Source organism: Streptosporangium sp. NBC_01810, assembly GCF_035917355.1.
Classification (GTDB): domain Bacteria; phylum Actinomycetota; class Actinomycetes; order Streptosporangiales; family Streptosporangiaceae; genus Streptosporangium.
This window is the reverse complement of sequence record NZ_CP109070.1, coordinates 1,803,172-1,820,778: the sequence shown is the minus strand read 5'-3', so window position 1 is coordinate 1,820,778 and position 17,607 is coordinate 1,803,172. Positions and strand designations below refer to the sequence as shown.

Annotated in this window: 13 protein-coding genes, 4 tRNA genes and 1 riboswitch; of the genes, 7 read left to right on the top strand and 10 right to left on the bottom strand. The window is 69.4% G+C overall.

Annotated features, from left to right (window positions below):
- Positions 1 to 143: 143 nt before the first annotated feature.
- The 3 genes from pgeF to glgA form a co-directional block, all read right to left on the bottom strand.
- Positions 144 to 830 carry a peptidoglycan editing factor PgeF gene (pgeF, locus tag OIE13_RS08380; protein ID WP_326646835.1) on the bottom strand — a complete coding sequence of 229 codons (687 nt, stop codon included), beginning with the start codon at positions 828 to 830 and terminating at the stop codon, positions 144 to 146.
- A gap of 99 nt (positions 831 to 929) precedes the next feature.
- Positions 930 to 2,237 carry an RNA-guided endonuclease IscB gene (gene iscB, locus OIE13_RS08375; RefSeq protein ID WP_326829836.1) on the bottom strand — a complete coding sequence of 436 codons (1,308 nt, stop codon included), beginning with the start codon at positions 2,235 to 2,237 and terminating at the stop codon, positions 930 to 932.
- A 361-nt stretch (positions 2,238 to 2,598) separates the two neighbouring features.
- Positions 2,599 to 3,798, bottom strand: coding sequence for a glycogen synthase (gene glgA / locus OIE13_RS08370; protein ID WP_326641368.1), 1,200 nt, complete (start codon positions 3,796 to 3,798; stop codon positions 2,599 to 2,601).
- Positions 3,799 to 3,969: 171 nt separating this feature from the next.
- On the opposite strand from glgA, the gene glgC reads away from it, so the two are divergent.
- Positions 3,970 to 5,196: a glucose-1-phosphate adenylyltransferase gene (gene glgC / locus OIE13_RS08365; RefSeq protein WP_326641369.1), complete on the top strand. Its 1,227-nt coding sequence runs from the start codon at positions 3,970 to 3,972 to the stop codon at positions 5,194 to 5,196.
- Between the two features lie 63 nt (positions 5,197 to 5,259).
- Here the strand turns inward: glgC and OIE13_RS08360 are convergent, their stop codons facing one another.
- The 7 genes from OIE13_RS08360 to OIE13_RS08330 all read right to left on the bottom strand — a co-directional run bounded on the left by OIE13_RS08360 (position 5,260) and on the right by OIE13_RS08330 (position 13,571).
- Complete coding sequence (locus OIE13_RS08360; protein ID WP_326641370.1) at positions 5,260 to 5,436, bottom strand: hypothetical protein; 177 nt, start codon at positions 5,434 to 5,436, stop codon at positions 5,260 to 5,262.
- An 11-nt stretch (positions 5,437 to 5,447) separates the two neighbouring features.
- Positions 5,448 to 6,578 (bottom strand): mechanosensitive ion channel family protein, encoded by a 1,131-nt coding sequence (locus OIE13_RS08355; protein ID WP_326641372.1) that lies wholly within the window; start codon positions 6,576 to 6,578, stop codon positions 5,448 to 5,450.
- A gap of 45 nt (positions 6,579 to 6,623) precedes the next feature.
- The gene (locus OIE13_RS08350) at positions 6,624 to 7,619 is read right to left on the bottom strand and encodes a ribonucleotide-diphosphate reductase subunit beta (protein WP_326641374.1); all 996 of its coding nucleotides are present in this window, start codon (positions 7,617 to 7,619) and stop codon (positions 6,624 to 6,626) included.
- A gap of 77 nt (positions 7,620 to 7,696) precedes the next feature.
- Positions 7,697 to 9,976 (bottom strand): ribonucleoside-diphosphate reductase subunit alpha, encoded by a 2,280-nt coding sequence (locus OIE13_RS08345; RefSeq protein WP_326641376.1) that lies wholly within the window; start codon positions 9,974 to 9,976, stop codon positions 7,697 to 7,699.
- A 116-nt stretch (positions 9,977 to 10,092) separates the two neighbouring features.
- A riboswitch (cobalamin riboswitch) is annotated at positions 10,093 to 10,294 on the bottom strand.
- A gap of 4 nt (positions 10,295 to 10,298) precedes the next feature.
- Complete coding sequence (locus tag OIE13_RS08340; protein WP_326641377.1) at positions 10,299 to 11,330, bottom strand: tripartite tricarboxylate transporter substrate-binding protein; 1,032 nt, start codon at positions 11,328 to 11,330, stop codon at positions 10,299 to 10,301.
- A gap of 133 nt (positions 11,331 to 11,463) precedes the next feature.
- A complete protein-coding gene (gene glmS / locus OIE13_RS08335; RefSeq protein WP_326641379.1) occupies positions 11,464 to 13,284 on the bottom strand; it encodes a glutamine--fructose-6-phosphate transaminase (isomerizing) in 1,821 nt (606 codons plus the stop codon).
- A gap of 11 nt (positions 13,285 to 13,295) precedes the next feature.
- The gene (locus OIE13_RS08330) at positions 13,296 to 13,571 is read right to left on the bottom strand and encodes a hypothetical protein (protein WP_326641381.1); all 276 of its coding nucleotides are present in this window, start codon (positions 13,569 to 13,571) and stop codon (positions 13,296 to 13,298) included.
- A gap of 153 nt (positions 13,572 to 13,724) precedes the next feature.
- Here OIE13_RS08330 and OIE13_RS08325 point away from each other — a divergent pair, with 153 nt between their 5' ends.
- The 6 genes from OIE13_RS08325 (at position 13,725) to OIE13_RS08300 (ending at position 17,594) form a co-directional block, all read left to right on the top strand.
- Entirely contained in the window at positions 13,725 to 15,977 is a 2,253-nt protein-coding gene (locus OIE13_RS08325; protein WP_326829835.1) for an N-acetylmuramoyl-L-alanine amidase, read from the top strand.
- 92 nt (positions 15,978 to 16,069) lie between these two features.
- Positions 16,070 to 16,141 (top strand) — tRNA-Gly (locus OIE13_RS08320).
- A 25-nt stretch (positions 16,142 to 16,166) separates the two neighbouring features.
- Positions 16,167 to 16,237 (top strand) — tRNA-Cys (locus OIE13_RS08315).
- A gap of 73 nt (positions 16,238 to 16,310) precedes the next feature.
- Positions 16,311 to 16,382 (top strand) — tRNA-Gly (locus OIE13_RS08310).
- A 14-nt stretch (positions 16,383 to 16,396) separates the two neighbouring features.
- Positions 16,397 to 16,471, top strand: a tRNA-Val gene (locus OIE13_RS08305).
- Between the two features lie 235 nt (positions 16,472 to 16,706).
- Positions 16,707 to 17,594, top strand: a complete 888-nt coding sequence (locus tag OIE13_RS08300) for a hypothetical protein (RefSeq protein WP_326641385.1) — start codon at positions 16,707 to 16,709, stop codon at positions 17,592 to 17,594.
- The last annotated feature ends 13 nt before the right edge of the window (positions 17,595 to 17,607 follow it).

Here is a 17,607-nt window from a genome sequence, read left to right as displayed (position 1 = left end):
GAGCTCACCACCTGGTGCTGTGGGAGCCGCCCCATACCCGACCGAAACAAGGTCCGGGTCAGGGCTCCAGCCAGATGTCGCGCCGGAGCTCACCACTTGGTGCTGTGGGAGCCGCCCCATACCCGACCGAGACAAGGTCCGGGTCAGGGCTCCAGCCAGACGTAACCCGCGAACCTGCCGGTCGTGCCCTCCCTGCGGTGGGAGAACAGATCGGCGGTTTCGATGGTGCAGCGGGTGTCGTGGATGATCTCTCCGACACCCGCCCTGCCGAGCTGCGAGGTGATCGCGGCCCGCAGGTCGAGGGCCGGGGTGTCCCCGGAGGTGATCGACCACGCCTCAGGGAGGTCCACCGCCACCTCCTCCCGCAGCTCGGCGGGAACCTCGTAGCAGGTGCCGCAGGCCATCGGACCGATCAGGGCGGTCATCCTCGCCGGGACCGCACCGCGCTTGGCCATCTCCTCGACCAGGGCCGTCACCACGCCGGACACGGTGCCGACCCGCCCCGAGTGCGCGGCCCCGACCAGACCTGCCCGCGGCTCGGCCAGCAGGACGGGCGCGCAGTCGGCACAGAGCGCGGCCAGGCCGAGGCCTGGCACGTCGGTGCAGATCCCGTCCAGCGGCGGCGGGTCGTCACCGAACGGCGCGCTGACGTAACGGACGTCGGCGCTGTGAACCTGCCGCATGAACACGACCCGTTCCAGACCGAACTCGGCGGCCGTCCTGGCCCTGTTCGCCGCGACCGCGTCCGGCTCGTCACCACACAGGCCTCCGAGGTTGCGGCTGCCGTACGGACCGGTGCTGACGCCACCATGACGATCGGTGATCCTCATCTGAAAGTTCACCAGAACCTCCCGAGGATGCCCCGGCCTTCAGGCCGGGGAGGAGTCGGGAGCGGGAGGGCCGCCAAGGCCCGAGCGTGCCCTGACCGGTCAGCCATGTCGATCGGCTTCTTTCTGAGTCGTGTAGCCGTAGCCGTCCGCGCGCTGAAGATGATGGACATGGCGGTGGTTGATCCCGGCGACGCGGCCGTGCCGGGTGGTGATGTCGAACGAGCCGGAGGAGCGGACCAGGACTCGCCCGACGTGCACCCCGGCCTTCTTGCCCGCCGGGACGTTCGCCCGGACCAGGTCGCCGGTTTGGAAGCCGTGGCGCAGTTTGCTCCGTGGCCGGACAAGGCGGGGGAACCCGTATCGGTCGGGGGTGGTGCGGGCGTAGGTGCCGCGCCCGGTCGCCGCGACCACCAGGACCACCGGCGGCCAGGCGGTCACGGTCTCCAGTTCGCCGACGTGCAACGCGTCCAACGTGTGCGACTTCGGCGCGCCGGTGCGCGAGCGGTTCCACTTCGTGCGGCCGCCGGAGGCGGTGTGAACGGGCAGGCCGGTGGCTTCCAGTGCCCGCCACAGCGCCCAGCGGGTGGCGTTGACGGCGGCGGCATCGCGCAGCGGTGCTTTCGCCTGCTTGAGGATCCTCGCTAGCAGGGCGGGCCTGCCGTTGAGGAATTCCTCGATCGGGGTGGCGTTCTTGGTCTGGTTACAGCCGACGCAGGCCAGGGTGAGGTTGCTGATCCGGTCGGAGCCGCCCCGGCTGCGGGGGTGGATGTGGTCGAGGTTGAGTGGCAGGCCGCTCGCGCCGCAGTAGGCGCAGGTGCGCCCCCACTTGGCCAGCAGGTATTCGCGGACCTCGTACCCGGCGAGGGTGCCCTGCTGGTATTCCACTCCTTCGAGCGGCCGCCCGGCCGACAGGGCGTGCGTGTCGAAGGAGACCTTCTCCACGTGGACGGCGGCCACGGGCGCCCACCGGGTCAGCCGCGCCACCCACGACAAGGTGACATCGACGCGGTGTCGCAGCGACGGCGCGAGCCACCCCTTCGGCTTGGCCCGGTTGAGGAACCGGGGCGCGCGGTAACGCAGGTTCGCGCCACGGCGTCGCCGTCGATACCGCGAGCGGGCGGTGAGCTTGTCGCGGATCGCCGCGCCTCGGTGGTCGAGCTGGATCGCGTACCTTCCCCTCCGGTTCGCGCCACGCGGGGTGAACACGGCCAGACCGGTGTGCTTGCTGCCAGGGTCGATGCCGACGTGCACGCCTTCGACGGTCGAGGTCGCCGCGTCGCGGTCCTTGAGACGGATGACGAACGGGGTGTGACGGGCCACGACCGCCCGCCCGGCCGCCAGCAGGCGACGGGCACGGGCGGGATGGCAGGGGTCGAGCGGGTGGCCGTGCCTGTCCAGGACGAACACGACGGGGTGAACCTCACGGTTGGCTCCCTCGGACGCCGAAGCGTCCTCGGGGTGACGCCGAGCAGACCGGGTGCCGGTCCGCTCGATCTCCCCTCGCCCGGGTTGAACACCAGGTACCGCCTGGCGGCGGTGTCCGTGAGCCGTTTCGTGCCCACCCTCGGGCGTGTCTGCTCCCACGAATTCCAGAGCGGCAGGCTGAGGAAGCACCTGCCGGTGGGTCTGCGATCTCGTGTTCAACGTAGCCATCAAAACGCACCTCCTTGAGCGATGGCCAGGGCTGGTCAACGCGGGGCTTCAAAGCGCATTACCGCGCCTCAAGCCCCCTCCTTCAGGAGGGGGTCGTTGACCGCCTAGGAATCCCTCACACCCCTGCGGAAGCCGTCATCCGGCCACGCGCTACCTGCCGGTAGAGCTCCATGGTCCGATCGGCGATGCGCTCCCAGGAGAAGTGCTCCACCGCGCGCAGGCGCCCGGCCTCGCCCATCCGGGCCGCGAGGGCCGGGTCGGCGAGCAGCCGGTTGACCCGCTCGGCGAGGTCGGCGGCGAAGGCGTCGGGATCGTGCGGGGTGCCGTCGGCCGCCTGGTCGATCGGAACCAGCAGGCCGGTCGAGCCGTCGGCCACGACCTCGGGGATGCCGCCGGTGGCGGTGGCCACGACCGCGGTCTCGCAGGCCATGGCCTCCAGGTTGACGATGCCCATCGGCTCGTAGACCGAGGGGCAGACGAACACCGTCGCGTGGGTGAGAATCTGGATCACCTCGGAGCGGGGAAGCATCTCCGAGATCCAGACGACGCCCTCGCGACCGAGCCCGTGCACGAGCTTGGTCACCTCGACGGCGATCTCCGGGGTGTCGGGCGCGCCCGCGCACAGCACCAGCTGAGCCTCGGGGTGGAAGTCACGCGCCGCGTGGAGCAGGTGGACGAGGCCCTTCTGCCGGGTGATGCGGCCGACGAAGACGACGTACGGCCGGTTCGGGTCGATGCCGTGCCGGACCAGGACGTCGGTGCCGTGGTCGGGGGCGTACTCCCCGGTGTCGATCCCGTTGTGGATCACCGTGACCCTCTCCGGCGGGATCTCAGGGTAACTCGCCAGCACGTCGCGGCGCATCCCCTCCGAGACCGCGACGATCGCGTCGGCGCTCGCCAGCGCGCCGCGCTCGGCCCACGACGACAGTGTGTAACCGCCGCCCAGCTGCTCGGCCTTCCACGGTCGCAGCGGCTCCAGGCTGTGCGTGGTCACCACGTGGGGTGTTCCGTACAGCATCTTGGCGACGTGACCGGCGAAGTTGGCGTACCAGGTATGGCTGTGGACCAGGTCCGCGCCCTCGCACCCGGCGGCCATCTCCAGGTCGACACCGAGCACCTGGAGCGCGGTGTTGGCCGCCTCCAGTCCGCCGGGCACCCGGTAGGCCGCGACGCCCTCCTCGTGCCGTGACGCTCCGAAACAATGGACCCGGGTGTCGGCGAGCCTGCGCAGCTCCCGGGCGAGGTACTCGACATGAACTCCCGCACCTCCGTACACATCGGGGGGATATTCACGGGTCAGTAGATCCACTCGCATATGAACAGCCTAGTGCTCCGTTCCTCAGCGGAGGTTGCGAATGCGCTACGGGGAAACCGAGATTATCGGGCCTGCCTTCTCCTGCATATCAGGACCGAGGTGGATCCGCACTTTCGGTGAGGAACGTCGCACTAGTGTTTCACCTCTGATTCATCAGGTTAAGGTCCACACATGAGAGTCCTCGCGATCGTGCTCGCCGGCGGAGAAGGTAAGAGGCTCATGCCTCTGACAGCTGATCGGGCGAAGCCCGCAGTGCCCTTCGGGGGGATATACAGGCTCGTGGATTTCGTGCTATCCAATCTGGCCAACAGCAACTACCTACAGATCGTCGTACTGACGCAGTACAAGAGCCACAGTCTCGACCGGCACATCTCCCGGACCTGGCGCCTGTCGGCGATGCTCGGCAACTACGTCACCCCGGTCCCCGCCCAGCAGCGTCTCGGTCCGCATTGGTTCTCCGGCTCCGCCGACGCGCTGTTCCAGAACCTGAACCTGATCTACGACGAGATGCCGGACCACGTCATCGTGTTCGGCGCCGACCACATCTACCGCATGGACCCGCGGCAGATGGTGGAGCAGCACATCGAGAGCGGAGCCGACGTGACCGTGGCCGCGATCCGGCAGCCGCTCTCCCTCGCCGACCAGTTCGGGGTCATCGAGGCGGATCCGGCCGGACGGCGGATCGTCGCGTTCCACGAGAAGCCGAAGGACGCGGTGGGCCTGCCGGACGCGCCCGACCAGGTCTACGCGTCGATGGGCAACTACGTCTTCAAGACCCAGGCGATGATCGACGCGCTCAGGGAGGACGCGCTCGACCCGACGAGCAAGCACGACCTGGGCGGCAACATCATCCCGATGATGGTGAAGTCGGGCAGCGCGGAGGTCTACGACTTCGCCGACAACGTCGTGCCCGGCTCCACCGAGCGCGACCGGGGCTACTGGAGGGATGTCGGGACGCTCGACGCCTACTACGAGGCCCACATGGACCTCATCTCGGCGCATCCGGTCTTCAACCTCTACAACAGCCACTGGCCCATCTACACCGGCCACGATCCGCTCCCCCCGGCCAAGTTCGTGCACAACGACGGCGATCGGGTGGGCCGGGCGATCGACTCCCTGGTCTCCGCGGGCGTGGTCGTCTCCGGTGGGCTGGCTGAGCGCTCCATCCTCTCCCCCGGCGTGGTGCTGCACTCCCACTCCCAGGTCGAGGACTCGGTCCTGATGGGCAACGTGAAGGTGGGCCGGGGGGCCATCGTCCGCAAGGCCATCATCGACAAGAATGTGATCATCCCGGACGGCGCCCGGATCGGCTTCGACCTCGAGTACGACCGCAGCCGATTCGCGGTGACCAGGGGAGGCGTCGTCATCATCGGCAAGAACGAGATCGTCGAACGCTGACCCGGCCCGGGGACCTTCCATACCCGCGCGCGGCCTGTTCCTCGTCGACGAGACGCGCAACCTCTACGAGGTCATGGCCGACTGACCGCCGCGCCCCGCGCCGGTCCAGGTGAAGCGGGGCGGGCGACGTCCGAGGAAGGCCGCGACGCCCTCGGTGACCTCCTCGCGCGCTTCCTGCTGCCACAGCAGGAAGCGCGCCTCGTCGGCGCGGCCGTCCACGATCTCCTTCGCGGCGGCCAACGACGGTCATCTCACAACGGATCGGGCCGGCCGTCGCCCTGGCCACCGGAACGGCCCGGTCGCGGCACCGTCGGGTCCTTGCCCATCAGCCCGGTGAGTGTCCCGGGAACGGTGGCGGGCACGGGCGGGGTCTCGACCCGGAAACGGGGCAGGGCCTGGGGGTACTTCTCGCGGACGAAGGCCACCAGGTGCTCGCGGATGTCGCACTTGAGGTCCCAGGCGCTGGCGGAGTCGGCGGCGCTCATCAGGGCGCGCAGCTCCAGCAGCCCGTTGGGAAGGGTGTCGGTGACCTGGATGGCCCAGTCCTTCTGGTCCCAGAGCGGGTGCTCTCGCAGGGCGTGGTAGAGCTCGGTGCGCAGTTCCTCGATCGGCACCGACCAGTCGACCCGGATGAACACGTGGCCGATCACCCTGCTGCTGTGCCGGGTCCAGTTCTCGAACGGGTTGGTCGTGAAGTAGGAGACGGGCAGGACCAGCCGGCGCTCGTCCCACAGCCGCAGCACCACGTAGGTCAGGCTGAGCTCCTCGATGCGGCCCCACTCGCCCTTCACCACGACGACGTCGTCCAGGCGGAGCGCGTCGCTGAAGGCCAGCTGGAGGCCGGCGAGCAGGTTGCCCAGTGTCGACTGGGCGGCGATGCCGACGACGACGCCGGCGATCCCGGCCGATGCCAGAAGACCGGCGCCGAGCGCCCGTACCTGCGGGAAGGTGAAGAGCATCGCGCCCAGCGCCACCACGATGATCACCGCCGAGGCGACCCTGCGGACCAGGGTGATCTGGGTGCGGATGCGACGGGCCTTGCGGTTACCCTCGCCCTGGACCGTGACCAGGTGCTTCAGGACCACGTCGGTGACGGCGTAGGCGGCCTGGATGACCAGCCAGGTGGCACCCCCGATCATCGCCACGCTGAGGCCTCGGTCGATCACCTGGCTGACCGAGCCCTCCGCCATACCGGGCTCGTAGACGGTGTAGGCCGTCGCCACGGCGGCCGTGACGAACCCCGGCCAGGTGCAGCGGCTCACGACCGGACCGGCGAGGGCCCACTTCTCGCCGATCAGCCGCGAGCGCAGCACCCTGCGCACCACCTCCACCGCCACGACGGCGGCGACCACGGAAACGATCAGGATGATCCAGTTGGACACTGACGGCGTCCCTCTCGTCGTTCTCTTCCCCGGGCCATTAGCTAATCAGAAGGACTCGTCGAAGGCGACATTCCCCTCGACGGCTATCTGGTAGGCCGAAACCCTCCGCTCGAAGAAGTTGGCCAGCTCCTGCACGTCCTGCAACTCCATGAACGCGAACGGGTTGGCCGTGCCGTACCGGACGGGCATCTGGAGCCTGACCAGCCGCTGGTCGGCCACGTACTCAAGGTAGCGTCGCATCTGCTCCACCCCCATTCCCGGCATGCCGTCGCCGCACAGGTCGGCGGCGAAGGCCAGCTCGGCCGCCACCGCCTCCTCGATCATCCGGGTGACCTGCTCGGCGAGCTTGTCGTCGAACAGTTCGGGCTCCTCGGCCCGTACGGTCTCCACAACGCCGAAGGCGAACTCCATGTGCATGGACTCGTCGCGGAAGACCCAGTTCGTCCCGGTGGCCAGGCCGCTGAGCAGCCCCCTGGAGCGGAACCAGTAGACGTAGGCGAAGGCCCCGTAGAAGAACAGGCCCTCGATGCACGCCGCGAAGCAGATCAGGTTGAGCAGGAACGCCCGCCGGTCCTCCCTCGTCTCCAGCCGGGTCAGGCCGCCGAGCGAGTCGATCCAGCGGAAGCAGAACTCCGCCTTGTCGCGGATCGAGGGGATGTGCTCGACCGCGGCGAACGCCTTGACCCGCTCGTCAAGGTCGGGCAGGTAGGTGTCCAGCAGCGTCAGATAGAACTGGACGTGCACCGCCTCCTCGAACAGCTGCCTGCTGAGATAGAGACGCGCCTCGGGGGCGTTGAGGTGCTGGTAGAGGTTGAGGACGAGGTTGTTGGCCACGATCGAGTCACCGGTGGCGAAGAACGCCACCAGGCGGTTGATCAGGTGACGCTCCTCGGGTGTCATCCTCGCCAGGTCCGCCAGGTCGGAGGCGAGGTCCACCTCCTCGACGGTCCAGGTGTTGCGGATCGCGGCCCGGTAGCGCTCGTAGAACTCGGGGTAGCGCATCGGCCGCAGGGTGAGATCCATGCCGGGGTCGAGCAACATCGGGAAAACGCCCTTTCGGGGTGACTGAGGGGGCGGGCACCGGATCGGTGCCCGCCCGCGGATGGTCGCCGGCCGGTCTACTGGCAGGCGTCGCAGTACTCGGGGTTCTCCAGGGAGCAGGCGACGGCCTCGGGGTCGAGGACAGGGGCGGGGACGGGGACCTCCCCGGCCACCGATGCCGCCACGGTGGCCTGCGCGATCCGGGTGGCCGGACGCGAGCGCAGGTAGTAGGTGGTCTTGAGGCCCGACTTCCAGGCGTAGGCGTACATCGAGGAGAGCTTGCCGATGGTCGGGGTGGCCATGAACAGGTTCAGCGACTGCGACTGGTCGATGTACGGGGTGCGCGCGGCGGCCAGGTCGATCAGCGCCTTCTGCGGCAGCTCCCAGGCCGTCCGGTAGAGCAGCTTCAGGTCTGCGGGGATCTCGGGAATGTCCTGGACGGAGCCGTCGGCACGCTTGATCACGTCGCGGATCCGCGAGGTCCACAGGCCGCGGGCCCGCAGGTCGGCGACGAGATAACGGTTGACCTGGAGGAACTCCCCCGAGAGGGTCTCGCGCTTGAAGATGTTGGAGACCTGTGGCTCGATGCACTCGTAGCAACCGGCGATGGAGGCGATCGTGGCCGTGGGCGCGATCGCGATCATCAGCGAGTTGCGCAGCCCCGTCCTGGCGATCCGCTCCCTGATCTCCGTCCACTCCTCGGACGTCGCGGCCCGGTAGTGGTCGGGGTGGAGCACCCCGGTGGCGGCCCTGGTCTCCTGGTAGGAGGGGTGGCGGCCACGCTCCACGGCCAGGTCCGAGGAGGTCCGGTAGGCGGCCAGCGCGATCTCCTCGGAGATCCGGGTGGACAGCTCCAGTGCCCGCGGCGAGTCGAACGGCAGCCGCAGCGTGAACAGCACGTCGGCCAGGCCCATCACGCCGAGCCCGATCGGGCGCCACCTCTGGTTGGCGCTCCTGGCCTCGGGGGTCGGGTAGAAGCCCAGGTCGATGGTGCGGTCGAGGAACCGCACGGCGGTGCGGACCGTCGCGCGCAGCCGTACCCAGTCGACCCCGTCTCCGGGGGCCGGAGACAGGTGGGCGGCCAGGTTGATCGAGCCGAGGTTGCAGACCGCGGTCTCGGCGTCGCCGGTGACCTCAAGGATCTCGGTACAGAGGTTCGACAGGTGGATGACGTTCTCCGGCCTGGCCGTCTGGTTGGAGGTCCGGTTGGCCGCGTCCTTGAAGGTCATCCAGCCGTTGCCGGTCTGGGCGAGCGTGCGCATCATCCGGCCGTACAGGGTGCGGGCGGGCAGCTGCGCGGCGAACCGGCCCTCGGCTTCCGCGGTCCGGTAGGCGTCGTCGAACGCGGCACCGTACAGGTCGGTGAGGTGCGGGACCTCCTTGGGGTCGAACAGCGACCACACGCCGTCGGCCTCGACCCGGCGCATGAACTCGTCGGGGATCCAGTTGGCCAGGTTCAGGTTGTGCGTGCGGCGGGCCTCCTCGCCGGTGTTGTCGCGCAGTTCGAGGAACTCCTCGATGTCGGCGTGCCAGGGCTCCAGGTAGACGCAGGCCGCGCCCTTGCGGCGGCCGCCCTGGTTGACCGCGGCGACGCTCGCGTCCAGGGTGCGCAGCCAGGGCACGATGCCGTTGGAGTGACCGTTGGTGCCGCGGATCAGCGAGCCCCGCGAGCGGATCCGGCTCCAGGCGATCCCGATGCCCCCCGCGTACTTCGACAGCCGCGCGACCTGCCCGTAGCGCTCGTAGATGGCCTCCAGCTCGTCGCGGGGCGAGTCGAGCAGGAAGCACGAGGAGAGCTGGGGCCTGCGCGAGCCGGAGTTGAACAGCGTGGGCGAGCTGGGCAGGTAGGACATGGTGGCCATGAGCGCGTACAGCTCGGCTGCCTCCTCGACGGTCTCGGACAGGCCGCAGGCCACCCGGAGGAAGAAGTGCTGCGGGCGCTCCAGGACCTTGCGGGTGCTCGGGTGACGCAGCAGGTAGCGATCGTAGACGGTACGCAGCCCGAAGTACTCGAACCTGGTGTCGGCGTCCGGCTCGATGAGCGCGTCCAGGACTTCGGCGTGTGCGGCCACGAACTCCGCGAGCCCGTCGGCGATCAGCCCCGCCCGGTGCGTCGCGGCGACGGACTCGGAGAAGTCGCGGACGCCGTGCTCGGCTGCCTCGTCGGCGATCAGCTCGGCCAGCAGCGCGGCGGCGACCCTGGAGTTCTCCGGGTCGGTGATCACCCTGGCGGCGGCCTCGTCGATGGCCTGCCTGCGATCGACCGTCGCGTTCCCGCTGCCCCGGTCGTCCCCGGCGTTCTCCGCCACGACCCCTGCCGCGTTCTCCACCGCGGTCCCTGCCAAGGTCTCTGTCACCTGGTGCCCCTCGCTCGCTCGGACTTCCCCGTACGGCTCCGCCGGATGGGCACGCGTCCGCGAGCGATCCCGGGCACGCCGGACCGCCTCGTTCCGCGGGCCCTCCCACGAGGCCCTGGACAATCACGTCACCGGCAGGTCTTCGGACTCACGGGCGCCCTGCGCGTGCCTACCGGCCGTCGCTTCCCGGGCATGGTTCACCCAGTGCTCACATGACGGCTTTCGTTCCCGTTCACCGCTGCGGGGCAGTCCCGGAATCTCACCGGGTTCCCTCTTGCCTCGCCCCTTCCGGGGCGAACCAGCAACGAGCAGGATCCTACATCTAGGGGCGTCTGACGCAACTACCCCAACAAGTTGTGTCGGAGGACTTCAGCAACCCGAGCTCGTGGAGTACCCCGCGGGTGCGGGCCGTCTCGGTGAGGAGCCACTGACGGAAGTCGTCGCCGCTGAGGTAGACCCGGCTCCACTCATTGGCCGCGCACAGGGCGCGCCAGCGCGGCGCGGCGTCGATCCTGTCACACAGGGCGATCGCGGCGTCCCGGTCCGCCGGGCTCATGCCCTTGGGCCCCAGCAGACCGCACCAGTCGCTGTACTCCAGCCGGACGTCGACCTCCAGGAGCGTCGGCGCGTCGATCCCGTCGAGCCGGCCGCCCGAGGAGACCACCAGGGGACGCAGGCGGCCGGCTGCGATCTCGGGTCGCAGGGCGCGGGCCGACCCCAGCAGGGCCGCCACCCGTCCGATCTGAAGCGCCTCGGCGGCATCCTCGGCGGCAAGGAAGCCGGCGTACTCCAGCAACCGGGCGTCCACCCCGAGGCACTTGCCGATCATGCCGTAGAGCACGTGGTCGGAGCCGCCCTCCAGCCGTCCGCCGACCGTCAGCGCCGCCGGGTCGCGGCGCAGCTCCGCGGCGAAGTCCTCGAAGGTGTGCAGGCGGGAGTCGGCGGGGACGACCAGGACCGTCCAGTCCCCGACCAGGCGGGCGAGGGGGGTGGTGGCGTCCACCACGGCGGCGGTGTTGGCGATCTCCGCGGCCGTCACCATCGGCATCGCGGTGACGAGCAGCCTGCCCTCGCGCACGAACGAGCCGCGGACGGCGCCGAACGCGTCACGGGGGACGGAACCCAGCGCTCCCGGCCGCTCGACGACCATGGCGGAGCGCGCCAGCCCCGCCAGGACCAGGACGGAGGCGAGCCTGCCCGCCATCCCGCCCCAGCCGTGGCCGTCGGCGGTGGGCTCGAGGATGATCAGGCGGCCCACGGCGGAGTCGGCGGAGTCGGCGGAGTCGCCGACTCTGCCGCAGCTCGCGACGACCATGGCTCCCGCCACCAGCGCGAAAAACCTCCTACGGCGCATAAGCGCCCCTTCCCCCAAGAACCTCCTATACCATAGGTTACCCCTCAATCACTTTCCGCTACAGGTCGGGGAGGTGACCGCAGCCCATCCCTTGACGGGGCGACCATCGTCGGCGGTCGCACCGGTAGCCGTCTCACTCCACCGTGACGCTCTTGGCCAGGTTGCGAGGCTTGTCGACGTCCCGCTCCAGCGCCACGGCGGCGTGGTAGGCGAAGAGCTGAAGCGGGATCGACAGCAGAATCGGGTCCAGCTCGGTCTCGTTCTTGGGTACCACGACGCAGTCGTTGGCCAGCTTGGAGTCGACCGTACGGTGACCGACCATGAGCACCCGGCCACCCCGGGCACGGATCTCACCCAGAGTGGTCAGGTTCTTGTCCAGCAGCTCGTCGTCGGGGACGATCGCCACGGTCGGCATGTCCGGGCCGATCAGCGCCAGCGGCCCGTGCTTGAGCTCGCTGGCCGGGTACGCCTCGGCATGCACGTAGGAGATCTCCTTGAGCTTCTGCGCGCCCTCACGGGCCACCGGATACCCCCGGACCCGGCCCACGAACATCATGCTCGGCGCCTCGGCGTACTCCTGCGCCAGCTCCTTGAGCTGCGGCTCCAGCGCCAGGATCTCCTTGATCTGGTCCGGCAGCCTCCGCAGCCCCTCGCAGATCCGGCGGCCGTCGGCGGGAGACAGGTCACGCACCCGGCCGAGGTGCAGCGCGAGCAGCGCGAAGGCCACGGCGGTCGAGGTGAACGCCTTCGTGCTCGCCACCGAGACCTCGGGACCCGCGTGCAGGTAGACGCCGCCGTCGCACTCGCGGGCGATCGCACTGCCCACGGTGTTGACGATGCCGAGCACCCGGCCGCCCTTGCGCTTGAGCTCCTGGACGGCGGCGAGGGTGTCATAGGTCTCCCCCGACTGGCTGATCGCCACGTACAGGGTGTCCGCCTCCACCACCGGGCTGCGGTAACGGAACTCGCTGGCCGGCTCCGCATCGGCCGGGATGCGCGCCAGCTCCTCGATGAGCTGCGCGCCGATCTGGCCCGCGTAGTACGCGGAACCACAGCCGATGATCTTCACCCGGCGGAACGAGCGGGTCTCCCGCGCGTCCATGTTGAGGCCGCCCAGGTGGGCGACGTGGAAGCGGTCGTCCAGGCGCCCGCGCAGCGTCCTGGCCACGGTGTCGGGTTGCTCGGAGATCTCCTTGAGCAGATAGTGCTCGTACCCGCCGGTGTCGTAGTGCCCGGCCTCCCAGTCAACGGTCAGCGTCTCCTTGGCCGTCTCCCGCGCGTCGCTGGCGAAGGTGTTGAACCCGTCGGCCTTGAGCACGGCGATCTCGCCGTCCTCCAGGTGGACCACCTGGCGGGTGTAGCGGACCAGCGCGGAGACGTCGGACGCGGCGAACATCTCCTTCTCACCGATGCCCAGCACGATGGGGCTGCCGTTGCGGGCCACCACCACCTCGCCGGGGCGCTCGGAGTCGATCACCGCGATGCCGTATGTGCCGACGACACGCTTGAGCGCGGCCCTGACGGCATCCTCCAGGGAGTCGGAATCCTTGACCGTACGGGCGATCAGGTGCGAGAGCACCTCGGTGTCGGTCTCCGACAGGAAGACCGCGCCGTCGGCCTCCAGCTTGGCGCGCAGCTCGTCGGCGTTCTCGATGATGCCGTTGTGCACGACGGCGATGCGCTCGTCGCTGGACAGATGAGGGTGGGCGTTGACGTCACTGGGCACGCCGTGGGTGGCCCAGCGGGTGTGGCCGATGCCCAGCCCGCCCTTGAACCGCGCGGGCACGACCGCCGCCAGGTCGGCCACCCGGCCCTTGACCTTGCGCATCTTCAGACCCTTGTTGGAGACCACCACCCCGGCCGAGTCGTAACCCCGGTACTCAAGGCGCTGCAGGCCCTCCAGCAGGATGGGGGCCGCGTCCTTGGGCCCTACATAGGCCACGATTCCACACATGTAACCGTTCCTTATCCATAGACGATCCGGCGCAGCTGGCGCTGGGAGAGTTCGGGTGCCGCGACACGACGTACCGCCAGCTCGACGGCCACCCGGGGGAAGATCTCATCGTTGACCAGCCCCCTCGCCCTGAGTTCCGCGTGACGCCGCCGTACGAATTCCTCGACGGGCTCGGAGAAGTAGGCCAGCACCTCGGCGACGACTCGCGCCGCCTCGCCCGGACCGAGCGCGCTCGTCCGGGTCAGGTGGGTGATCAGATCCTCATACGGATGCCGCGTCGTGGACACAGAGCAGGACCATACGCACCCGGGAGAGCGGACACCAAGTTTTCTGCCCGATTCCGGGCAGAGAATCTCCACAATGCGGTAACCCCGCCACAGCACGCGACAGTCGGCAATCTCTGATAACTCTAAGTAGCCATCAGAGGGGGAGGAACCTTCATGCGCCGCCTGCCGGGGATCACCGTCGTCGCCGCTCTCACCGTACTGGTCTCAGCCGTCCCAGCACAGGCGACACGTCCGGAGGACCGGGTGGCATGGCCCTGGAAGCACCCCGCCCCCTTCACGACCGCGACGTCCCCCGATGCCGTCACCGACACGCCGTCACCGACCGGAACGAGGGCGCGGTCCGGCAGGCAGGCCGCCTTCGCCGAGGCTGCGCGGGCGTACGGGGTGCCGGAGAGCGTGCTGCTCGCGGTCTCCTATCTGGAGTCCCGCTGGGAGGGCCACGGCGGGCTGCCCAGCGTCTCGGCCGGTTACGGTCCGATGCACCTGGTCGACGGCCGAGCCAGGCCGGGCCGCCCCCACGGCGTCGGCGAGGACCCGCGCGGCGACGAGACCCGGCCGCGCGCGATCGCCCTTCCCCCCGTCGCGCCGCCCCCGCCCCAGGACACCCTGCGACGGGCCTCGAAACTGACCGGCCTGCCCCTCGGCCGGCTGCGCGAGGACGCCTCCGCCAACATCATGGGCGGTGCCGCGCTGCTCGCCGACTACCGGCGCCGCACCGGCGGGAGCCCTGACACCGGTCCGGCGGGCTGGTACGAGGCGGTGGCCCGCTACCCCGGCACACCGGAAAGGGGCGCCGCGGGAACGGAGGCGGCGCGGTCCTTCGCCGACGAGGTCTACGCGACGATCCAGGCCGGGGCCGCACGCGTGACCGACGACGGCGAACGGGTGGTGCTGCCCGCGATACCGGACCTTTCCACACCGCGGGCGCCACTCACCCCCGAACCGTCTCTCCCCGAACCGTCTCTCCCCGAACCGCTCGCCCCGGAGGCACAGCGCCGTGCGCACGGCCCCGCACCCACACCCACCGCCGCACCCTCCCTCGGCACGGAGCGCGCCGAGAAACCCGTGACCGAGCCCGCAACGAAGATCGCCGCAGTGCTCCCTGCGGCCCCCTCCCCCCTGCCCATGGCGAGACCCGTGGCGAGACCTGCGGCGTCCGCCGTGGCACCCGATGTGAGGCCCGCCGTGGAACCCGCCATAGGACCCGCCGTGGAACCCGCCGTGGGGCCCGACTGCCCGAGGAACGTCTCCTGCGAGTGGCTCCCCGCCGTCTACAGGCGGCTCAAGAGCGGCGGGTACGGCAACCACGATCGCTCCGACGGCCCCCGGAAGATCGACTACATCGTGATCCACGACGGCGAGACGAGCTACGACGCGATGACCCGCCTGGTCAAGAACCCCGACTACCTGAGCTGGCACTTCACCATCCGCTCCAGCGACGGCCATATCGCCCAGCACCTACGGGCCAGGGACATCGGCTGGCACGCCGGAAACTGGTACGTCAACTCCCGCTCCGTCGGCCTGGAGCACGAGGGCTACCTGGCCAAAGGCGGAGCCTGGTTCACCGAGGCGATGTACCTGGCCTCGGCCAGACTGGTACGCCACCTCGCGGCCAAGTACGACATCCCTCTCGACCGGGCGCACATCCTGGGACACGACAACGTGCCGGGCACCACCCCGGAGACCGTGGGCGGCATGCACGACGACCCCGGCCCCTACTGGGACTGGAGCCACTACTTCGAACTGCTCGGCAGCCCGCTGCGCGCCTCGGGCGGCGACACCGCGCGCTCGGTGCTGATCAAGCCCGACTACGGCACGAACAGCCCGAACTTCACCGGCTGCAGTGGGGGGTGCCGCAGCCTGGGCGCCGCCTCGGTCTGGCTGCACACCCGTCCCTCCCTCACCGCGCCCCTGGTCAGGGATATCGGCAAGCACCCCACCGGCGACTCCACGTACAGCGTCTACGACCACGCCGCCCGCGCCTCCACCGGCCAGCGGTACGCACTCGCCGAGCGCAGGGACGGCTGGACCGCGATCTGGTACCTCGGCCAGAAGGCGTGGTTCAGCGATCCCGCCGGAGCCCCCACCTCCCTGCCCGCCTCCGGCCCGCTGGTGACGCCCAGGCCGGGCCGCTCCCCGGTGAAGGTGTACGGCAGGGCCTACCCGAAGGCGCATGCCTACCCCGGGGGCGTCCCCGTACAGGCCCTGACCCCGTTGCAGTACTCGATACCCGCGGGGCAGGTCTACAGCTCCGGCCCGATGACCACGGCCTCCTATCTGCGAGCGGCCGCCTTCGACCCGTCCGAGCACCGCGTGGTCAGGGGCGAGATCCGCTACCGGCAGATCCAGTTCGGGCACCGGATCATGTTCGTCCGGGCCTCCGACGTTCAACCGCTCAGGAAGTGAAGATCTTCGTCAGACCCGCTCCCTGCGCACATCCGCCCTGCGGAGGCGCTAGAGTTTTCACGTGCGCCGCCGGAGTCGTCTCCGGTGAACACGCGGAAGTGGCTCAGTGGTAGAGCATCACCTTGCCAAGGTGAGGGTCGCGGGTTCGAATCCCGTCTTCCGCTCCGGCAGATCCTCCGGGATCTGACTGGTGGAGTGGCCGAGAGGCGAGGCAACGGCCTGCAAAGCCGTCTACACGGGTTCAAATCCCGTCTCCACCTCAGCGCACGACCTGCGGACCCCCAGGATCCGGTAAGGTAGGGCGAACGCCGAGGGGAAACCCGAAGCGAATACGCGGAAGTGGCTCAGTGGTAGAGCATCACCTTGCCAAGGTGAGGGTCGCGGGTTCGAATCCCGTCTTCCGCTCTGATGACACCCGAGGACGATTAGCTCAGCGGGAGAGCGCTTCCCTGACACGGAAGAGGTCACAGGTTCAATCCCTGTATCGTCCACCAGACAGATCCCAGGCCATCCGCCTGGGATTTTCTGTTTCCCGGCACCGTGACGCACGCACGGAGCGACTCCGAACGGAGGCCGCCCTCGCCTGACGCGATCTCGGATCCGGAACAATCATCACGATCATCTTTTTGGCACGCGTCACCGGCCGACAAAGAGGCACCATGGGAGGACGCATGACCTGAAACACGGTTAATCGCTATGCTCTTGAAACGTGGCAAAGGGGGCGAGCCTGTGCAGCGCGTGGTGGTCGATCCTGAGGTGCCCAGGAACATCGCCGAACTGCTCCGTCGTAACGGGCCCCTGCTCTATCGCCTTCGCACCGGACGCGTCCCGAGGGAGGACGACGGCCCCCGGATTCCGGGAGTGCTCATAGGGCTCTTCGGCGGGTCGACGGTTGTCGCGGCGGGCGGATTGACACTCACCGACCTCCCGCTCCCGGCGGCCGCCGTCGTGCTCACCACGCTGGTCAGTCTGTATCTCCTCATCCTCACGGTGATCTATCTCGCCAGGAAGCCCTCACCCGTCGACTCCGTCGAGCGGGTCCTGTACCGGCACTCCGTGCAGTGGCAGGGGCGCTTCCTTCTCCTGGAGGATTTCGACCACGACGCCAGAAGCCTGCTCGGCCGGGTCCAGCGGGCCATCGACTTCATCGTGCACTCCCGGGTCAACGCCATGGGCATGCTCGACAGCGTGCGCAACGCGGTGATGCTCCCCGCCGAGGAGTGGGAGATCGCCCGGCTGCTGACCAAGCTCTCCGCACTGCGGGCCAAGCACCACCACCTCGCCAGGGGCGGCAGGAGCCCCGAGGTGATCGCGGCCATGGCACCGCTGGAGCGTGCCCTGGCCGCCAGCGAGGCCGCCGTGCTCGCACGGGTGGAGGCGTTGGAACGCTACGCCCGGAACGTGTCCGACGCCGAGCGCGCCCTGCTCTCCCATGGGCAGATCGAGGTCCTGCGAGCTCACCTGCCCGAGTACGAGCAGCTCGTCGCCGAAACGGGCGCGGCCAGGTTCTCCGCACCGGAGATCGGGCATCTCAGCGATGATGCCGACATGCTCCGGCGGGCGCTCCGCGAGAGCGTACGCTCGGCGCACGAGGCGTTCCGCCATCTCGACCGATGATGTCAACCTGACC